The sequence below is a fragment of the Herbiconiux sp. VKM Ac-1786 genome, from assembly GCF_015350805.1.
Taxonomy (GTDB): domain Bacteria; phylum Actinomycetota; class Actinomycetes; order Actinomycetales; family Microbacteriaceae; genus Herbiconiux.
The window spans coordinates 1,017,469-1,034,526 of sequence record NZ_JADKSG010000002.1 but is presented as its reverse complement, the minus strand read 5'-3'; the positions used below and the strand labels follow the sequence as shown (position 1 = coordinate 1,034,526).

At 72.2% G+C, this 17,058-nt stretch carries 17 protein-coding genes and 1 pseudogene; 7 read left to right on the top strand and 11 right to left on the bottom strand.

What is annotated here, in order from left to right; all coding sequences use genetic code 11:
• Positions 1-18: 18 nt before the first annotated feature.
• The gene (locus ITJ64_RS15845) at positions 19-1,002 is read right to left on the bottom strand and encodes a hypothetical protein (protein ID WP_194681672.1); all 984 of its coding nucleotides are present in this window, start codon (positions 1,000-1,002) and stop codon (positions 19-21) included.
• A gap of 53 nt (positions 1,003-1,055) precedes the next feature.
• Positions 1,056-2,009, bottom strand: coding sequence for a 2,3,4,5-tetrahydropyridine-2,6-dicarboxylate N-succinyltransferase (gene dapD, locus ITJ64_RS15840; RefSeq protein WP_194681671.1), 954 nt, complete (start codon positions 2,007-2,009; stop codon positions 1,056-1,058).
• Positions 2,010-2,048: 39 nt separating this feature from the next.
• Between dapD and dapE the strand changes: the two genes are divergently transcribed.
• From dapE to ITJ64_RS15825, 3 genes are all read left to right on the top strand, one after another.
• Positions 2,049-3,149 carry a succinyl-diaminopimelate desuccinylase gene (dapE, locus tag ITJ64_RS15835; protein WP_194681670.1) on the top strand — a complete coding sequence of 367 codons (1,101 nt, stop codon included), beginning with the start codon at positions 2,049-2,051 and terminating at the stop codon, positions 3,147-3,149.
• A complete protein-coding gene (locus tag ITJ64_RS15830) occupies positions 3,146-4,384 on the top strand; it encodes a mannosyltransferase family protein (RefSeq protein WP_370545219.1) in 1,239 nt (412 codons plus the stop codon). The genes dapE and ITJ64_RS15830 overlap by 4 nt, the downstream gene beginning before the upstream one ends.
• A 112-nt stretch (positions 4,385-4,496) precedes the next feature.
• Positions 4,497-4,670 carry a DUF3117 domain-containing protein gene (locus ITJ64_RS15825; protein WP_194681669.1) on the top strand — a complete coding sequence of 58 codons (174 nt, stop codon included), beginning with the start codon at positions 4,497-4,499 and terminating at the stop codon, positions 4,668-4,670.
• A 74-nt stretch (positions 4,671-4,744) separates the two neighbouring features.
• On the opposite strand, the gene ITJ64_RS15820 is transcribed toward ITJ64_RS15825, so the two are convergent.
• Complete coding sequence (locus ITJ64_RS15820) at positions 4,745-5,374, bottom strand: class I SAM-dependent methyltransferase (protein WP_194681668.1); 630 nt, start codon at positions 5,372-5,374, stop codon at positions 4,745-4,747.
• Between the two features lie 230 nt (positions 5,375-5,604).
• Here ITJ64_RS15820 and ITJ64_RS15815 point away from each other — a divergent pair.
• Positions 5,605-5,857, top strand: a pseudogene (locus ITJ64_RS15815) (Sec-independent protein translocase TatB); the annotation flags it as partial.
• Positions 5,858-6,187: 330 nt separating this feature from the next.
• On the opposite strand, the gene ITJ64_RS15810 reads toward ITJ64_RS15815, so the two are convergent.
• The 4 genes from ITJ64_RS15810 to ITJ64_RS15795 form a co-directional block, all read right to left on the bottom strand.
• Positions 6,188-7,186, bottom strand: coding sequence for a hypothetical protein (locus tag ITJ64_RS15810; RefSeq protein ID WP_194681667.1), 999 nt, complete (start codon positions 7,184-7,186; stop codon positions 6,188-6,190).
• Positions 7,183-8,436: a P-loop NTPase gene (locus ITJ64_RS15805; RefSeq protein ID WP_370545274.1), complete on the bottom strand. Its 1,254-nt coding sequence runs from the start codon at positions 8,434-8,436 to the stop codon at positions 7,183-7,185. The genes ITJ64_RS15810 and ITJ64_RS15805 overlap by 4 nt, the downstream gene beginning before the upstream one ends.
• A 62-nt stretch (positions 8,437-8,498) precedes the next feature.
• A complete protein-coding gene (locus tag ITJ64_RS15800; protein ID WP_194681666.1) occupies positions 8,499-9,089 on the bottom strand; it encodes a DUF1003 domain-containing protein in 591 nt (196 codons plus the stop codon).
• Positions 9,076-10,413, bottom strand: coding sequence for a magnesium transporter MgtE N-terminal domain-containing protein (locus tag ITJ64_RS15795; protein WP_194681665.1), 1,338 nt, complete (start codon positions 10,411-10,413; stop codon positions 9,076-9,078). Before ITJ64_RS15795 ends, ITJ64_RS15800 begins: the two co-directional genes overlap by 14 nt.
• 163 nt (positions 10,414-10,576) lie before the next feature.
• Here ITJ64_RS15795 and ITJ64_RS15790 point away from each other — a divergent pair, with 163 nt between their 5' ends.
• A complete protein-coding gene (locus ITJ64_RS15790; protein WP_370545218.1) occupies positions 10,577-11,065 on the top strand; it encodes a general stress protein in 489 nt (162 codons plus the stop codon).
• A 9-nt stretch (positions 11,066-11,074) separates the two neighbouring features.
• Here the strand turns inward: ITJ64_RS15790 and ITJ64_RS15785 are convergent, their stop codons facing one another.
• Positions 11,075-12,553 carry an aminopeptidase P family protein gene (locus ITJ64_RS15785; protein WP_194681664.1) on the bottom strand — a complete coding sequence of 493 codons (1,479 nt, stop codon included), beginning with the start codon at positions 12,551-12,553 and terminating at the stop codon, positions 11,075-11,077.
• Between the two features lie 104 nt (positions 12,554-12,657).
• Here ITJ64_RS15785 and ITJ64_RS15780 point away from each other — a divergent pair, with 104 nt between their 5' ends.
• Positions 12,658-13,527, top strand: a complete 870-nt coding sequence (locus ITJ64_RS15780; RefSeq protein WP_194681663.1) for a PHP domain-containing protein — start codon at positions 12,658-12,660, stop codon at positions 13,525-13,527.
• Between the two features lie 222 nt (positions 13,528-13,749).
• On the opposite strand, the gene ITJ64_RS15775 is transcribed toward ITJ64_RS15780, so the two are convergent.
• A complete protein-coding gene (locus tag ITJ64_RS15775) occupies positions 13,750-15,429 on the bottom strand; it encodes a DEAD/DEAH box helicase (protein WP_228509061.1) in 1,680 nt (559 codons plus the stop codon).
• A gap of 266 nt (positions 15,430-15,695) precedes the next feature.
• Between ITJ64_RS15775 and ITJ64_RS15770 the strand changes: the two genes are divergently transcribed.
• A complete protein-coding gene (locus ITJ64_RS15770; protein WP_173181408.1) occupies positions 15,696-16,412 on the top strand; it encodes a ferritin-like fold-containing protein in 717 nt (238 codons plus the stop codon).
• Positions 16,413-16,500: 88 nt separating this feature from the next.
• Here ITJ64_RS15770 and ITJ64_RS15765 read toward each other — a convergent pair whose 3' ends face one another.
• Positions 16,501-16,803 (bottom strand): hypothetical protein, encoded by a 303-nt coding sequence (locus tag ITJ64_RS15765; protein WP_194681662.1) that lies wholly within the window; start codon positions 16,801-16,803, stop codon positions 16,501-16,503.
• A 9-nt stretch (positions 16,804-16,812) separates the two neighbouring features.
• Entirely contained in the window at positions 16,813-17,037 is a 225-nt protein-coding gene (locus ITJ64_RS15760) for a DUF3107 domain-containing protein (protein WP_194681661.1), read from the bottom strand.
• Between the last annotated feature and the right edge of the window lie 21 nt (positions 17,038-17,058).

Genomic DNA, 17,058 nt, shown 5'->3' with positions numbered 1-17,058 from the left:
CTCGGCGCCGGTGCGGGCTCAGTGGGTCCAAGCCCAGATGAAGACTCCGGCGACGACGAGCGTGCAGGCGACCTCGACGAGCACGGTCGACCGATTCGACCGGGCGGTCGACCGCAGTCGAGGAGCGGGGGCAGAGGCCCCGGCAGGGACGCCCCCCGTGCCTGCGGTCGCCATCGCGGGAGTGCCCGGTGCCCGGCCGAGTCGGCGCACTCGCTCGACCGCTCGGGTGCCGACTCCGTCGACCAGGGCCGCGCGATCGGCCCAGGCGAGGGGGTCACCGGGGTCGAAAGCGTAGGGCGAGTAGAGGCGCACGGCGCCGTCGTCCACCTCCAAGCAGGCGGCGCGGCCTTCGTCGATGAGCGCCGCCATCAGGTCGGGGGTCAGGATGTAGAGCGCGTCGCGCTCGGTGCCCGGGCGGCAGTACACCAAATAATGCCGTGGGAAGTCGCCCTCGAGCGCCCGACGCTGATCGGCGTCCAAGGCTGCGGGCAGGGTACGACTGCCGGGGCCGACCGCCTGCACGAAGAGGTGGGGGAGCGGGCCGGACTCGAACGTCCACTCGATCAGTCCCCAGCGCTCGGCCACCTGCACCCCGGCCCGCTCGCACCCGAACCGCAGCGTTCCCATCGTGAGCGTGACACCGTTCTCCTGCCTGCGGAAGGAGTCGAGAAGTGTCGCGTTGGTGACGCCCTTCAGAACCGTCGCCGACGGGGCCCAGGGCTTCCGTGACGAGTAGTCCAGACCGTGCTCCGCGGCCAGGATGCCGAACCGCTTCGTCCGCTGTCGGGACATCAGCGCAAGGGCGCCCTGGATGACCGCCAGACCGCCGATTCCGAGAAGGGCGAGCGTGGTGACCCGGCTCTGCAGGGGTACCAGAGTGGAGATGGTCACGGCGCCCGCGATCACTCCCGCCCGCGCCGACCACGCGATGATGGCCGTGTGGTGCTCGAGGAGGCGAGCACGGATGGTTCGAGCCGGCGGCGCGGGTGGGTCGAAGAACATCTACTCAGTGAAGCAGATGAATCCTCAGCTTCGCTAGGCGGCGGGGAAAGGGGTCAGGCGTGGAGGGTGGGGTTGAGGGTGACGCCGGTGCCCGCGCGGGGGGTCGCCTCGACCGCGCCCGTGAGGGAGTTGCGGCGGAAGAGCAGGTTCGGCACGCCCGAGAGCGCGAGCGCCTTGACGATGCGGTTCTCGTCGTCGTCCTCGATCAGCACGACCTTGGTGCCGGCCGTGACGTAGAGGCCGGCCTCCACGACCGAGTCGTCGCCGATCGAGATGCCGATGCCGGCGTTCGCGCCGAGGAGCGCGCGCCGTCCGATCGAGACGCGCTGGGTGCCCCCGCCCGAGAGGGTGCCCATGATCGAGGCGCCGCCGCCGATGTCCGAGCCGTCGCCCACGACGACGCCCTGCGAGATGCGGCCTTCCACCATGGAGGTGCCGAGGGTTCCGGCGTTGAAGTTCACGAAGCCCTCGTGCATCACGGTGGTGCCGGGGGCGAGGTGGGCGCCGAGGCGCACGCGCGAGGAATCGGCGATGCGCACCTTGGGCGGGGTGACGTAGTCGAGCATCCGCGGGAACTTGTCGACGCCGTAGGCCTGGATGCCCGCGCGCTGCAGGGCGGGCCGCAGCCGGTCGAAGGCGTCGGGATGCACGGGGCCGGCGTTCGTCCACACCACGATCGGCAGGTGCGCGAAGATGCCGTCGAGGTTGATCGTGTTCGGCGCGACGAGCAGGTGCGAGAGCAGGTGCAGCCGGAGGTAGGCGTCGGGCGTCGAGCTGGGCGGGGCGTCGAGTTCGATGACCTCGGCGACGACCTCGACCGAGACGTCGCGACGCGCATCCGGAACCGCGTGCGCGAGCAGCTCGGCCGGCGCGTGCAGCGTGGCGGCCTCGGGCGGGGCGCCGAGCGTGGGCGACGGGTACCAGGTGTCGAGCACGGTGCCGTCGGCCGCGATGGTGGCGAGTCCGTGGCCCCAGGCGCGGGTGGGGTTCAGTACTTCTTCAGGCATGACTCAAGCGTATGGGGCCGAGAACCCTAAACTTGGACAATGCCTCGTTTCGACCCCGCGCATCCGGTCTTCGACCTCACCGAATCATCGACCGTGCTGACGCAGCAGATCTGCGACGTCGAGTCGGTGTCGGGCGACGAGACGCTGCTCGCCGACGCGATCGTCGCGTCGCTCGCGGGGGCCGACCACCTCGAGATCATCCGCGACGGCGACACGATCGTCGCGCGCACGAACCTCGGCCGGGCGCAGCGGGTCGTGATCGCGGGGCACATCGACACCGTGCCGCTGAACGAGAACCTGCCGACCCGCTACGAGACCCTCGACGGCGAGGAGTACCTCTGGGGGCGCGGCACGGTCGACATGAAGGCCGGCGTCGCGGTGCAGCTGAAGCTCGCGGCCGAGCTGACCGACCCCGTCGTGGACATCACCTGGATGTGGTACGACCACGAGGAGGTCTCGAACGAGCTGAACGGGCTGACCCGGCTCGCCGCGAACCGGCCCGACCTCTTCGCGGGCGACTTCGCCATCCTGGGCGAGCCGACGAACTCGCAGATCGAGGGCGGGTGCAACGGCAACCTGCGGGCGGAGATCCGCGCGTACGGGCTGCGGGCGCACTCGGCGCGCAGCTGGGTGGGCGACAACGCGATCCACAAGGCGGCGGCGATCCTCGCGATCCTCGACTCGTACGAGGCGCCGGAGGTGGAGGTCGACGGGCTGGTGTACCGCGAGGGGCTGAACGCGGTGGGCATCTCCGGCGGGGTGGCGGGCAACATCATCCCCGACGAGGTCATGGTGCACGTGAACTACCGGTTCGCGCCGAGCCGCAGCGGTGACGAGGCGGTGGCCCACATCCGGGAGCTCTTCGAGGGCTACGACGTGCAGATCGTCGACCTCGCGGTCGGGGCCCGTCCCGGGCTGGATGCTCCGCTCGCGCAGCGCTTCCTGGCCGCCGTGGGCGGCGAGGCCAAGCCCAAGTACGGCTGGACCGACGTGGCGCGGTTCTCGGCCATGGGCGTTCCGGCGGTGAACTACGGGCCCGGCGACCCGCTCAAGGCGCACGCCGACGACGAGCGCGTGCGCGTGTCGCAGATCGTCAGCTGCGAGGCGGGGCTGCGCTCGTGGCTGACCGGCCGCGGGTGAGCGAAGAGCCCGGTCGGCTCGTGGTGGCTGACGACGAGCAGACGACGGATGACCGCCCCGGCTCCCTCTGGGCCAGAACGCCCTGGTGGGCGAAGGTGCTCGGCGTGTTCGCGCTGTCGCGGGTCGTCACCACGATCATCGTGCTGCTGTTCGCGCGGGCCCAGGGCCCCAACCCGTGGACGGGCGCGAACCCGCCGTACCTCAGCTACGCCGCCATCTGGGACGGCAACTGGTACAAGATCATCTCGTTCTACGGCTACCCCTCGGTGCTGCCCGTCACCGCCGACGGCCACGTGGGCGAGAGCGCGTGGGCGTTCATGCCGGGCTACCCCTTCCTCGTCTCGGGCCTGCGCGCGCTGACCGGCACCACCTGGGAGCTCGTCGCCGTCACGGTCTCGGTGCTCTGCGCCGCGGCCACCGCCCTGGTCTTCTACCGGCTGATGAACCACGTGCTGAAGGATGCCCGCACCGCCCTCTTCGCGGTCGTGCTGTTCTGCGTGGCCCCGCTCTCGCCCCTGCTGCAGTTCGCCTACGCCGAGTCGATGGGCCTGCTGCTGCTCGTCACGGCGCTGTACCTCGTGGTGCTGCGGAGGTACGGCTGGGTCTTCCCGATCGTCGCGCTGATGGCGCTGACGCGGCCCTCCGGGCTCGCGTTCGCCCTCTTCCTCGTGCTGCACGTCGGGTACCGGTTCCTGACCCGCGGGCGCGACCCGTTCCCGCTCAGGGAGCGGGTGACGGCATCCGCTCTCGCCGTGTTCAGCGGGGTGATGGGGCTCGCCTGGCTCGCGATCGCGGCGGTCGCCACCGGCTCACCGACGGCCTACACCGACACCGAGCTGGCCTGGCGTGCCGCCTACATCGGCTACGGCGAGCTCGTGCCGTTCACCGCGTGGTTCGAGAGCGGCGTCTGGTGGCTCGGCGCGCCGTGGGGGCCGATCGTGGTCGTGCTGCTGATCGTGGGCTTCGCGGTCTTCCTGTTCCTGCCGCCGGTGAAGCGGCTCGGCAAGGATCTGCGGTTCTGGCTGGCGAGCTACGCGCTCTACCTGCTGGCGGTGTTCTTCCCGCAGTCGAGCACGTTCCGGCTGCTGATGCCGCTGTTCCCGGCGCTCGGAGCGCTCGCACTGCCTCGCTCGCCGGTCTACCGGGTGCTGATCGTGCTCGTCGCGATCGCGGGCCAGGTGGGCTGGATGGCGATCGGCTGGGGGGTCGACGGCCGGGACTGGACGCCGCCGTGATCCGTCGACGGGCCGCTCCGACGGGGCCGTGGCGGACCGCATTCGGGCCGCTGGTTCCGAGCACCCGTCACTATCGGAGATAATGGAGATCACACCAGGAAAGGGGAGCCGAATGGCCGCCATGAAACCGAGGACCGGAGACGGGCCTATGGAGGCAGTGAAAGAAGGACGCCTCATCATCGTGCGAGTGCCGCTGGAGGGCGGGGGTCGCCTGGTCGTCTCCGTCAACGACGCGGAGGCGAAGGAGCTCCACGACGCACTTGCAGGGGTGGTCAAGCCCGCCTAGCCGACAGGCTCGCGACGACCTCGGCGCACCGTTCCTCGGAACGGGCGCCGAGGTCGTCGGCAGTTGAGTGGCTGCTACTCGACGATCTTGGTGACCTGAAGCAGTCCGTCGCCGGCGGGGGAGAGCGCCACGAGCACCGCGTCCGAGGCCGAGAGCTCGGCGATCAGCGTGCGGAAGTCGCCCACCGTGTCGCCACGCTGGGCGGGGTCGGCGACCTTGTCCTTCCAGAGCGCGTGGGGCACCAGCACGGTGCCGCCCTGGCGCACCAGGCGCAGGCCGTGCTCGACGTACTCGATCACCGAGGCGGCGTCGGCGTCGACGAGCACCAGGTCGTAGGAGCTCTCGTTCAGGCGGGGCAGCACGTCGCCCGCCGTTCCGGTGATAAGACGGATGCGGTTGGCCGGCACCTTCGCGTCGAGCAGTGCCGCCCGGGCCACCTGCTGGTGCTCGAGCTCGGTGTCGATCGAGGTGATCGTGGCGTCGGGGGCTCCGCGGAGCATCCACAGGGCGGACACACCGAGCCCCGTGCCGATCTCGACGATCGACTTCGCGCGGGCCGCCGCGGCGATCACCGCGAGCTGGCTGCCGATCGCCGGGGAGACGGATTCGACCCCCACCTCGGCCGCGTGCGTGCGCGCGGCGACGATCTGCGTCGTCTCGACGACGATGTCGTCGGCGAACTTCCAGCTGGCTTCTTTAGTCACTGATGGCCTCCTCCACCAGCTTAGGCAGTGGGCGGGTGGGGGCCGGGGTGCCACGCGGCAGGCGGGCGGGCGGGGTTCTGGCGGCTGACCGGTGGGTGCCCGGCCGATGCCGGGCGGACGCAGGCGGTGGCCGGCGGGTTGCCGGCGGGTTTGACGTAATCCGGATGCTCGGGGCTGATTGACGGCCGGCGCCGCGCCGTCGCGTCACCTCGCGCGGCTATGATTCAAGAATGTTCGGGCTGACCTTCGAGAAGCTGCTCCTGATCGGGATCATCGCGGTGTTCCTGCTCGGCCCTGAGCGCCTGCCCGGGTACACGGCGAAGCTGGCGCAGTTCGTGCGGAGCCTGCGTGACATGGCCAACGGTGCGAAGAGCCGGATGCGCGACGAGATGGGCCCCGAGTTCGACGACGTCGACTGGAAGAAGCTCGACCCCCGGCAGTACGACCCGCGGCGCATCATCCGCGAGGCTCTGCTGGACGACGGGCCGGCCGACGGCGGAGCCGCCACGACCTCCTCGGTGACGCCGCCGAACCGGCCTCGGCCGGAGCCGGCGTATCTGCAGCACAAGGCGAAGTCGGCAGGGGGGCCGGTGCCGGTGGATCTGCCGGGGGATGCGGGTGCTGGTGGTGTCGGTGGTGCCGCTGCGGTGGGCGTGGTCGGGGCTGGCGCTGCTGCCGGTGGTGTCGGGGTCGGTGGGGCTTCCGCGGGAGGTGCCGGCGAGAGCGCCGGTGCGGGCGACAGCGCCGTCGAGGCGGCGCGGCCGGTGGCCACGGCGTACGACTCCGAGGCGACCTGAGCCGAGCATCCGGGGCTCAGCCGTCGGTGACCGCGAAGCCGCAGGTGTTCGCGAGGTAGGCGTAGATCGCGAGGCGGAGCGGGTCGGCTGACGGGATCGAGACGGTGCCGGCGGGCCCGCCGGACAGCTCGAGGGTGACGGGGACGAAGGTGCCGCGCTTGTCCTCGGCGATGGCGTGCGGGTCGCAGCGGGCGGGGACCGCGTCGAGCGTGATCGTGGTGGGGGCGTCGCCGGGGGAGACGGTGAGTTCGATCGGCCAGTCCGCGCCGTCGGCAGGTTCCAGGAGGATCGTCGACGCGGCGCTGTCGAGGTGGAGCGTGGCAGGGCCGTCGCCGGACGGGGCGGCGGGCGTTGTGTCGCTGGCGCCGCCGGTGTCGGTGGTGACGCCCTTCGGGCGAGGCTCGACGATGAGGGCGAGGTGGGCGACGGCGTCGGGGCCCTCGCCCGTGACCTCGAGGGTGTCGGCGAGGCGGAGGGTGGCGACGGCCGCGACCGCCTCGTCGAGGCAGTCCTCGCCGGCGATGCGGTCGAGCACGCCGAAGGGGTCGGCGGGGCGGGCGGTGACCTCGCGGGACGCACCGGTGGCGTCGGTGACCGTGACCGTCAGCTCGGGGATGGTCGAGGGGGCGGGGCAGACCGCGTCGGGGAGCGCGACCGGGAGGTAGCGGGTGAGTCCGGCGGGCACGTCGGTGGACTTCTCCGCGGCGACCGGCTGGGTGAACTGGGGCGAGCTGAAGCGGGCCGCTGTGACCATGACGGAGGCGTCCGTCTCGTTCGTGATCGAGAGCTGCAGGCGACGGGCGCCGTAGTCGGGACGGTTCTGCAGGATCGCCAGGCCGAGTCCGTCGACGACGACGGGGGCGGTGTCGGGCTCGGTGGCGGACGCGTCCGTGGCGGTGGCAGCGGGGGCGGCCGGGGCGGTGCTCGCGGCGGGGCCGGCCGTGGCCGAGCAACCGGAGACCGCGACCAGCACCAGCGCGGTCAGCGCGGCGAGGACGGCGGCCCGGGCGCTCATGCCGGTGCGAGCCCCAGCTTGCGGCCCGCGAGACCGCGGCCGCGGCGGGCGATGCGGTCGGCGACCGACGCGATCTCCACGGCGGCCGGGTCGTCGGGGTGCGCCAGCACGACCGGGGCGCCGGTGTCGCCGCCCGAGCGGAGGGCGACGCTGATCGGCACCGAGGCGAGCAGCGGCACGGCGCCGTCGTCGGGGGTGGGCGCCGATGGAGCGCCGGCGGGCGCGGTGCCGGCCGCCGGGGTGCCGGCCGCCGGGCTGCCGGCCGCCGCGGTGCGGGCCGCCGTCGCCGCCTGCTGGCGGTCGGAGAGCCGACGGGCCACCTCGGCGCCCCCGCCCGAGCCGAACAGCTCGACGACGGTGCCGTCGGGCGCCGCGTAGCCCGCCATGTTCTCGATCACGCCGTAGACGTGCTGCCCGGTCTGCATCGCGACGAGCCCCGAGCGCTCGGCCACGTCGGCGGCGGCCGGCTGCGGGGTCGTCAGCACGATGACCTCGGCGTTCGGCAGCAGCTGCCCGATCGAGATGGCGACGTCGCCGGTGCCGGGCGGCAGGTCGAGCAGCAGCACGTCGAGGTCGCCGAAGTACACGTCGGTGAGGAACTGCGTGATCGTGCGATGCAGCATCGGCCCCCGCCACGCGACGGCGCCGCCCGTGGCCGAGCTCTGCTCGGGGTCGATGAACATGCCGATCGAGATGACCTTCACCCCGTGCGCGACGGGCGGCAGGATCATGTCGTCGACCCGCGTCGGGCGCGCGGCCACCCCGTCCTCGTCGACGAGGCCCAAGATGCCCGGGATCGAGAACCCGTACACGTCGGCGTCGACCAGGCCGACCGCGAGCCCCCGCGCGGCGAGGGCGACCGCGAGGTTGGCGGTGAGCGTCGACTTCCCCACGCCGCCCTTGCCGCTCGTCACGGCGTAGACGCGGGTCAGGGAGCCGGGGCCGAAGGGCATGGCGCGCGGGCCGCCGGGGCCGCGGAGCTTCTCGGTGAGGGCCTGTCGCTCCTCCTTGGTCATCACCGAGACCGCGACGTCGACCGCCCGCACGCCGGGCACGCCGGCGGCGGCCTGGCGCACGTCGCGTTCGATGGTGGAGGCGGCCGGGCATCCGACGATCGTGAGCTTCAGGTCGACCGAGGCGAGGCCGGCCGCGTCCACCTCGACGTCGCCGACCATGTCGAGTTCGGTGATCGGCTTACGGATCTCGGGGTCGATGACCCGCGTGAGGGCGGTGCGGACGGCGGTCGCCACCTCGCTGTCACCGCGCGCGGCAGCGGGGCGGGCATCCTGACCCGACTCGGGAGTCGCGTCGCTCACGGCTTGACGACCGGCACCGAACCGGTCGGGGTGCCGCGGCCCGAGCGGCTGCGGGCGGAGCCGGTGGGCGGTGCGTCCGGGACGTCGTCGCGGCCGCGATCGAGCTCCTCGAGCAGCGAGCGCAGCTCGGCGCGGATGAACTCCTTGCTCGCCATGTCCTGCATCGCGAGGCGCAGCGCCACGACCTCGCGGGCCAGGTACTCGGTGTCGGCGAGGTTGCGCTCGGCGCGCTGGCGGTCCTGCTCGAACTGCACGCGGTCGCGGTCGTCCTGCCGGTTCTGCGCGAGCAGGATCAGCGGGGCGGCGTAGGAGGCCTGCAGCGACAGGATGAGCGTCAGCGCCGTGAAGCCGATGGCCGCCGAGTCGAAGCGCAGGTCTTCGGGGCCGATCGAGTTGAACACGATCCAGACGACGCAGAACAGCGTCAGGCCGATCAGGAAGAACGGGGTGCCCATCGCACGGGCGATCGCCTCGGTGGCACGGCCGAAGCGGTCGCGCGACGCCACGGGGCGGCGCGGGATGACGCTCGTGCGACGGCCCTTGGGTGCGTCGAGCGGGTTCTGGGGCTTGCTGTTACGACCGGCCATTCGAGGTCCTCCTTCCGCGGGTGGTCAAGCGCGGGGCTATGGCCTGCGCTCGCGAGAGTGTGCGATCCGGCACCCGGGGGGTGTCTGGGTCGCTGTCGTTACTTCGCCAGTCGTCGGGCAAAAGGTAGTCGAGGACGTCGTCAATGGTCACCACCCCGACCAGGCGGTGGTTGTCGTCGACAACCGGAACGGAGACCAGGTTGTAGCTGGCCAGGATGCGCGACACGACGGCCGCGCTGGTGTCGGCCGTGACGGGCTCGAGACCCTGGTCGAGGATCGTGCCGAGGCGCTCGTGCGGCGGGTAGCGCAGCATGCGCTGGAAGTGCACGACGCCGAGGAAGCGGCCGGTCGGCGGCTCGTACGGCGGCAGCGTGACGAAGATGGCCGCCCCGAGCGCGGGCGCGAGCTCGTGCCGGCGGATGAGCGCGAGGCCCTCGGCCACGGTGGCGTCGGCGCTGACGATGATGGGCTCGGTGGTCATCAGGCCGCCGGCGGTGTCGGGGGCGTAGGCGAGCAGCATGCGCACGTCGTCGGCCTCTTCGGGCTGCATCAGCTCGAGGAGGTGCTCGCCGCGCTCCTCCGAGAGCTGGGCGATGAGGTCGGCCGCGTCGTCGGGCTGCATCTGGTCGAGCACGTCGGCGGCGCGGTCGTCGTCGAGCTGGGCGAGGATCTCGACCTGCTCGCTCTCGGGCATCTCCTCGAGCACGTCGGCGAGACGGTCGTCGGGCAGTTCTTCGGCGACCTCGAGCATGCGGGCCTGCGGCAGGTCGAGCAGGGTGCTGGCGAGGTCGGCGGGCTTCAGCTCGCTGTAGGTCGCGATCAGCTGCTCGGCCGACTGCGCCTGGCCACGGGCGGTCTGCTCGCGCACGTCGTTCCAGCCGGCGTAGACGGTTGCGCCCTTCGCGAAGAGGCTCGCGCTCGTCTTGGGGCGGCGCACGAACAGCTGCACGATCGCCCACTCGCCGGGGCCGTGCTCCTCGATCGCGACGTCCTCGACGGTGGCCTGCCCCGATCCGTCGGCGAAGACGACCGTTCGGCCGAGCATCTCGGCGATGACGCGCACCTCGCCGCCGCGCTGCTCGAAGCGGCGCACGTTGATGAGGCCGGTGGTGATGATCTGGCCGCTCGAGATGCTCGTGACGCGGCCGATCGAGACGAAGACGTGGCGCCGGCCGGGGATCTCGACGATCAGCCCGACCACCCGCGGCGGATCGCTCTTGCGGTACACCACGAGCACGTCCCGCACCTTGCCGAGACGGTCGCCGGCGGGGTCGAAGACGGTGCACCCCGCCAACCGGGCGACGAAGACTCTGGTGGCACTCACGACTACTAACTTAGACCCCCCGCATGCACGTCAGCCGGGCGCGGCGCGGGGTGGTGGGGGCTCCGGATGCGCGTGCCGGCCGGTCGACCGCGGTGGGGCCTCGCGCGGCCGGCCGGCCGGGGTCACTCGGGTCGCGCTGAGGCGCCCGTGGGATGATCGGGGGGTGAGCGACCGATCCTCTTCCACCCGCCGCGGCCTGCCCCGCTTCCCGTCGATCCCGCGCGGGGAGGTGGTCGCCACCTTCGACAGCTACGACGACGCCCAGAAGGCGGTCGACACCCTCTCGAAGGCGGAGTTCCCGGTGAAGGAGGTGTCGATCATCGGCAACGACCTCGTCAGCGTCGAGCGCGTCACCGGCTCGCTCAGCTACGGCCGGGCCGCCGGCACCGGAGCCCTGTCGGGCCTCTGGATCGGGCTGTTCTTCGGCCTGCTGCTCACGCTGCTCTCGCCGAACGCGTCGACCCTGCTGTTCATCGGCGCCGCGGCGCTGATCGGAGCCGGATTCGGCATGTTCTTCAACATCGCCGTCTACAGCCTGAACCGCCGCCGCCGCGACTTCACCTCGGTGATGCAGGTGGTCGCCACCTCGTACTCGGTGCTCACGAGCGCGGAGCTGGCGAACCGCGCCCGCAACCTCCTCGGCCTGGACTAGCGCCGGGGGTCAGGCGGCCGGGTTCTGCCGCGCGTACCAGGCCTCGACCTCGTCGGCCGTGCGGGGGAGCCCGATCGAGAGGTTCTCGGCGCCGTCGGCGGTGACCAGGATGTCGTCCTCGATGCGCACCCCGATGCCGCGGAACTCCTCGGGCACCGTCAGGTCGTCGGGCTGGAAGTAGAGCCCCGGCTCGATGGTGAAGACCATGCCCGGCTCGAGCACGCCGTCGAGGTACATCTCTCGTCGGGCCTTCGCGCAGTCGTGCACGTCGATGCCCAGGTGGTGGCTCGTGCCGTGCACCATGTAGCGGCGGTGCTGCTGGTTGTCGGCCTCGAGCGCCTCCTCGGCGCTCACCGGCAGCAGCCCCCACTCGGCGGTGCGCTCGGCGATGACGGCCATCGCCGTCGCGTGGATCTCGCGGAACTTGATGCCCGGCCGCACGATCGCGAAGGCCGCGTCGGCCGCCTCGCGCACCGCGTCGTAGACCTTCCGCTGCACCTCGGTGAAGCGGCCGTCGACCGGGATCGTGCGCGTGATGTCGGCCGTGTAGTAGCTGTCGAGCTCCACGCCGGCGTCGAGCAGGATGAGGTCGCCCGGCCGCACGGGCCCGTCGTTCCTCGTCCAGTGCAGGATGCAGGCGTGCGGCCCCGAGGCCGCGATCGTGTCGTAGCCCACGGTGTTGCCGTCGAGCCGCGCGCGGGTGTTGAACACGCCCTCGACGAGACGCTCGCCGCGCTCGTGCTGCGAGCTGCGCGGGAAGTCGGCGATGACGTCGTCGAAGCCCCGGGCGGTGGCGGCGATGGCGAGCCGCATCTGCTCGATCTCGTACTCGTCCTTCACCAGGCGCATCTCGGAGAGGAAGCGGTGGAAGTCGGCGTCGGCCTCCTCGCCGGCGCCCGTCGGCAGCTCGGGTGCGGCCTCGCGCACCACGAGGGTGTCGGCGTCGAACAGCACGTCCTCGAAGCCGGCGATGCCCGCTGTGGCGAGGCCCAGGTCGCTCGCGACCTGGGCGAGGGAGGGGCGCGGCCCGATCCAGAACTCCCCGATCTCGGGGTTGGCGTAGAACTCGTCGGAGTCGCGGCCCGCGCGCTCACGGAAGTAGAGGGTGACGTCGTGACCCGCATCCGCCGGCTCGAAGACCAGGAACGAGCCCGGCTCGCTGTCGGAGCCCCAGCCCGTGAGGTAGGAGAACGCGGAGTGCGCCCGGTAGGGGTAGTCGGTGTCGTTCGAGCGCTGCTTGGCGGCGCCCGAGGCGACGACCAGGCGCTTGCCGGTGTAGGCCTCGGAGAGGCGGCGGCGGCGCTCGGCCGCGAACGGCGCCTGCTCGCGCGCGGGCGGCAGCACCTCCTCGCGGTCGGCCCACTGGCTGCCGATGTAGTCGCGGAACGTCTCGGACGCGGGGGTCGTCGACCGGTTGCTCGTGGCGCGCGGCTTCGGGGCCTCGGTGACGGAGTGGTCGGCCGTGGTGGATGCGGTGGTGTCTGCCATGCCTCCATTCTCCACCCGGCGGCCGGGCGCGCGCGGGGAGCGCGGCGGGCTGTGGACGGAGACGGCGGTCTGTGGAGAGATCGCGGAGTGGTTAGCATTGGGGAATGTCTCCCGATCGGCTGTTCCGCGCGCCGATCGACCTGCACACGCACAGCCGCGTCAGCGACGGCACCGAGTCGCCGGGCATCCTGGTGCGGGCCGCGGCCGAGGCGGGCCTCGGCACCGTCGCCCTGACCGACCACGACTCCACCGCCGGCTGGTCGGAGGCCAGTGGGGCGGCCGTCGAGAACGGCGTCACGCTCATCCCCGGCATGGAGCTCAGCACCCGGCTCGACTGGTCGAGCGTGCACATGCTGGCCTACCTGTTCGACCCCAACAACGCCAAGCTCGTGGCCGAGACGGCGCACATCCGTGAGGCCCGGCTGCACCGCGCCGAGGAGATGGTGGCCCGGATCGGCCGCGACTACGACGTGGGCTGGGACGACGTGCTCGCCCAGACGACCCCCGGCGCCACCGTCGGGCGCCCGCACATCGCCGACGCGCTCGTGGCGCGGGGCCTCGCGGAGACCCGCAGCGAAGCGTTCGCGGGCATCCTGCACTGGCGGGCCGGCTACTACCAGCCGCACTACGCCCCCGACCCGCTGCTCGCGGTGGAGCTCGTGGTCGCGGCCGGGGGAGTGCCCGTCATCGCGCATCCGGCCACCGTCAGCCGGGCCGATGTCGCGCTCGACGACCGCATGGGCGACCTCGTCGACGCCGGGCTCTTCGGCCTCGAGGTCGACCACCGCGAGAACACCCCCGAGGGGCGCGAGCGCCTGCTGCGCCTCGCCGACCGCTACGGCCTCGCGCTCACCGGCTCGAGCGACTACCACGGCGAGGGCAAGCCGAACCGCCTCGGTGAGAACACCACGCGGCCCGAGGTGCTCGACCGGTTGATCGCCCGCGCCACCGGGTGGAGCCCGGTCTACGCGTAGTCGCTGATCCGGCGCGGCCGCAGCACGACTGGCGCTCGGGCAGCGCGAGTGAGCGGATGCTCGGCCGACGTCGTGCGTCGGCCGCGGTCGTGGCGACCACGATGAGCGGATGCTCGGCCGAGGGTCGGGCACGCGCATCCGTTCACCCGGCCGAACCCCCGGAACGCCGAAGACGGCCGGCCCCGAGGGGCGCGACCGTCTTCGGCGTTCCGCTGTCGAGCGCTACTCGCCCGCGGGGCGGGGGCCGCGGCGGCGCGAGCGGCTGCGGCGGCGCGGGGCGCTGTTGCCGTCGTGGTGCTCGCTGCCGGCGCCGGCCGAGGTGGACTCGGTCGAGGCGGCGCCCGACTCCTTGATGGCGGCGGGCAGCGTGCCCGAGGCGAGGGAGCCCGGCGCGAGCTTGCGCGAGGTGTCGTTGTCGAGCACCGAGGTGGGGGCGGAGCCGCCCGAACGACGGTTGCGGTTGCGGTTGCGCGGGGCGCCCGCGTTCTCACCGCCGGCCGTGGCGCTCGCCGCGACGGCGGCCGTGGTCGGGGCGTCGGACTCGGTGCCGGCCGCGTCGGAGGCCGGAGCCGTGACCGTGCCCTGGGTGGCACGGGCGCCGGTGCGGCCCCCGCGGTCGCCGCGCTCGCCGCCACGACCCCCGCGGTCGCCGCGCTCACCGCTGCGGGCGCCGCCGCGCTCACCACCACGGTCGCCGCCGCGCTCGCCCCGGTCGGAGCGGGGAGCGATGCCGGCCTCGGCCGAGCGCGAGGTGGCCTTGAGGCGACCGCGCGTTCCCGCCGGGATGTTCAGGTCGGAGAACAGGTGCGGCGACGAGGAGTAGGTCTCGGTCGGCTCGGGCTGGCCGAACTCGAGGGCGCGGTTGATCAGCGCCCACTTGTGCAGGTCGTCCCAGTCGACGAAGGTGACGGCGATGCCGGTCTTGCCCGCGCGGCCGGTGCGGCCGGCGCGGTGCAGGTAGGTCTTGTCGTCGTCGGGGATGGTGTGGTTGATCACGTGGGTGACGTCGTCGACGTCGATGCCGCGGGCGGCCACGTCGGTGGCGATCAGGATGTCCTTCTTGCCGGCCTTGAACGCCGCCATCGCGCGCTCGCGCTGCTCCTGGTTGAGGTCGCCGTGCACGGCGGCGGCGTTGAAGCCGCGGTCGTTGAGCTCCTCGACCAGCTTCGCGGCGGCGCGCTTGGTGCGGGTGAAGACGACGGTCTTACCGCGGCCCTCGGCCTGCAGGATGCGGGCGATGACCTCGTCCTTGTCCATGTTGTGGGCGCGGTAGACGAGGTGCTTGATGTTCGCCTGGGTCAGGCCCTCGTCGGGGTCGGTGGCGCGGATGTGGATGGGCCGGTTCATGAAGCGGCGCGCGAGCGCGACGATCGGGCCGGGCATCGTGGCCGAGAAGAGCATCGTGTGGCGGTTCGCCGGGGTCTGCGCGAAGAGCTTCTCGATGTCGGCGAGGAAGCCCAGGTCGAGCATCTTGTCGGCCTCGTCGAGCACCATCTCCTGCACGGCGCCGAGGTTCAGCAGACGCTGACCGGCGAGGTCGAGGAGGCGGCCCGGGGTGCCGACGACGATCTGCGCGCCGGCCTTGATCTGCTCGATCTGACCCTCGTAGGCCTTGCCGCCGTAGATCGACACGATCTTGGTGGGGCGGTTGCCGGCGGCGATCTCGAGGTCTTCGGTGACCTGCACGCACAGCTCACGGGTCGGCACGACGACGAGCGCCTTGACGCCGGGCTCGGGGTCGAGACCGAGGCGCTGGATGATCGGGAGGCCGAAGCCGAAGGTCTTGCCGGTGCCGGTCTTGGCCTGGCCGATGATGTCCTGGCCGTCGAGGGCGAGGGGGATCGTCTGCTCCTGGATGGGGAACGGTTCGAGGATGCCCTTCGCGGCGAGGGCGTCGACCATGTCCTGGTCGACCTTGAGGTCTGAGAAATTCACGTGGATACCTGTCGTGGAAGCGGTGCCGCCGTAGTGAGGAACGGCGCTCGGATGACTCGAGCGATGACCGGCGATGGCGCCGGGCGGCGGCGGATTGCCCCGATTTACGTCAGGGCCCGGGTCGAGTTTAGTGGACGGGGCCTGCCGAGCGGCCGGAAGGGCCGCGGCGGCGGGTCGGGGACGGGGTCGCTCGGGGTCGGGCCGCCCTCGCACGCCCCGTTAGGATTGGCGTCGTGTTCGGTTTTCTCCGCCGCCCGAAGGTGCGCATCGACATCCCGCGGCTGAAACCCCGGGACGACTCGGCGAGCTATCCCAAGGTCAACCTGGCGGAGCTCACGCCCGAGGTGCTGCCCTATCTGGGCCAGGCGGCGTATGTGCAGCTGGCCGTGTTCGAAGAGGTGTCGGATGCGATCGCCGCCGCCCCGACGGTGGCCGCCAAGCAGGTGCTGGCTCCCGCGGCCAGCCAGGCGCTCGACAAGCACGAGCGGCTGGTCGCCGAGATCCGCCGCCGGGTCGACGTGCCGGCCGAGGTGATCGAGCCGTTCACGGCGGGGATCGACCGCTACCGCTCGCTCGTGCGCGGCGGCGACTGGTTCGAGCAGCTGGCGAGCGTGTACCTGACCGCCGGCATCCTCGACGACTTCTTCACGCTGCTGGCCGCCGGGCTGCCGGGCGACATCGCGCCGCGCTGCGTGGCCATCCTCGACGCCGAGACGGGCCGGCGGGCGATCGCCGACCTGCTGGCCGACGGGATCGCCGCCGACCCGGTGCTCGGGCCGCGGCTGGCGATGTGGGGGCGGCGCGTCGTGGGCGACACGCTGCTCGTGTGCCGCTCGGCCATCCACCTCTCGGGCAACCAGGAGTCGGACGAGCAGAGGATCGAGCCCGTGTTCACCGAGATGATCGCGTCGCACACGCGGCGGATGGACCGGCTCGGGCTGACGGCCTAGGCGCCGCCGCGCATCCGCTCTGCTGCTCGGCGTGGGCGCTTCGTGCGGCGCCGGCCGCGCATCCGCTCGACTGCCGAGCGCGGGCCGCTCAGGCGGTGACGCCGCCCTTGAGCAGCTGGCGGAGGCGCACCTCGTCGCTCTCCTTGCGGCGGCGGCCGATCAGCACGTCGGCGACCACGACCGCGACGGCCGTGACGACGAGGCTGATCACCCAGATCCACCCCCCGTCCCACGGGAGGCCGGCCCAGGTGAGGATGCCCCAGACGACCGCCGCGACGGCCGCGCCGATGGCGGGGACCACCACGACGCCGTGCCGGTCGCGGTTCGGCAGCGCATAGCGGGCGATCAGCCCGAGGATGACGCCGCCGAGGGTGATGAACAGCAGTTCCATGAGGGGCGGCTAGGCGACGAAGCCGACGCGGCGCGACTCTTCGCTGCCGATCTCGACGTAGCTGAGCGAGGCGACGGGAACGAGGTACTGCTTGCCCTTGTCGTCTTTCAGGGAGACGTGGGTGCCGCCGTTGGTGAGGGCGTCGGAGACGATCGCCTCGATCTCGGCGGGGGACTGGCTCGACTCGAAGTTGAGCTCACGGGGCGAGTTGGCGATGCCGATACGGATGTCCATCAGTGGGTGCCTTTCACGTCA

What these genes read in the sequence shown, in the direction of transcription:
- ITJ64_RS15765 (WP_194681662.1), bottom strand. Translation starts at nt 16,803, where the DNA reads ATGGAACTGCTGTTCATCACCCTCGGCGGCGTCATCCTCGGGCTGATC.
- ITJ64_RS15825 (WP_194681669.1), top strand. Translation starts at nt 4,497, where the DNA reads ATGGCCGCCATGAAACCGAGGACCGGAGACGGGCCTATGGAGGCAGTG.
- ITJ64_RS15810 (WP_194681667.1), bottom strand. Translation starts at nt 7,186, where the DNA reads ATGAGCGCCCGGGCCGCCGTCCTCGCCGCGCTGACCGCGCTGGTGCTG.
- ITJ64_RS15785 (WP_194681664.1), bottom strand. Translation starts at nt 12,553, where the DNA reads ATGGCAGACACCACCGCATCCACCACGGCCGACCACTCCGTCACCGAG.
- ITJ64_RS15845 (WP_194681672.1), bottom strand. Translation starts at nt 1,002, where the DNA reads ATGTTCTTCGACCCACCCGCGCCGCCGGCTCGAACCATCCGTGCTCGC.
- dapD (WP_194681671.1), bottom strand. Translation starts at nt 2,009, where the DNA reads ATGCCTGAAGAAGTACTGAACCCCACCCGCGCCTGGGGCCACGGACTC.
- ITJ64_RS15760 (WP_194681661.1), bottom strand. Translation starts at nt 17,037, where the DNA reads ATGGACATCCGTATCGGCATCGCCAACTCGCCCCGTGAGCTCAACTTC.
- ITJ64_RS15775 (WP_228509061.1), bottom strand. Translation starts at nt 15,429, where the DNA reads ATGGTCGACGCCCTCGCCGCGAAGGGCATCCTCGAACCGTTCCCCATC.
- ITJ64_RS15780 (WP_194681663.1), top strand. Translation starts at nt 12,658, where the DNA reads ATGTCTCCCGATCGGCTGTTCCGCGCGCCGATCGACCTGCACACGCAC.
- ITJ64_RS15800 (WP_194681666.1), bottom strand. Translation starts at nt 9,089, where the DNA reads ATGGCCGGTCGTAACAGCAAGCCCCAGAACCCGCTCGACGCACCCAAG.
- dapE (WP_194681670.1), top strand. Translation starts at nt 2,049, where the DNA reads ATGCCTCGTTTCGACCCCGCGCATCCGGTCTTCGACCTCACCGAATCA.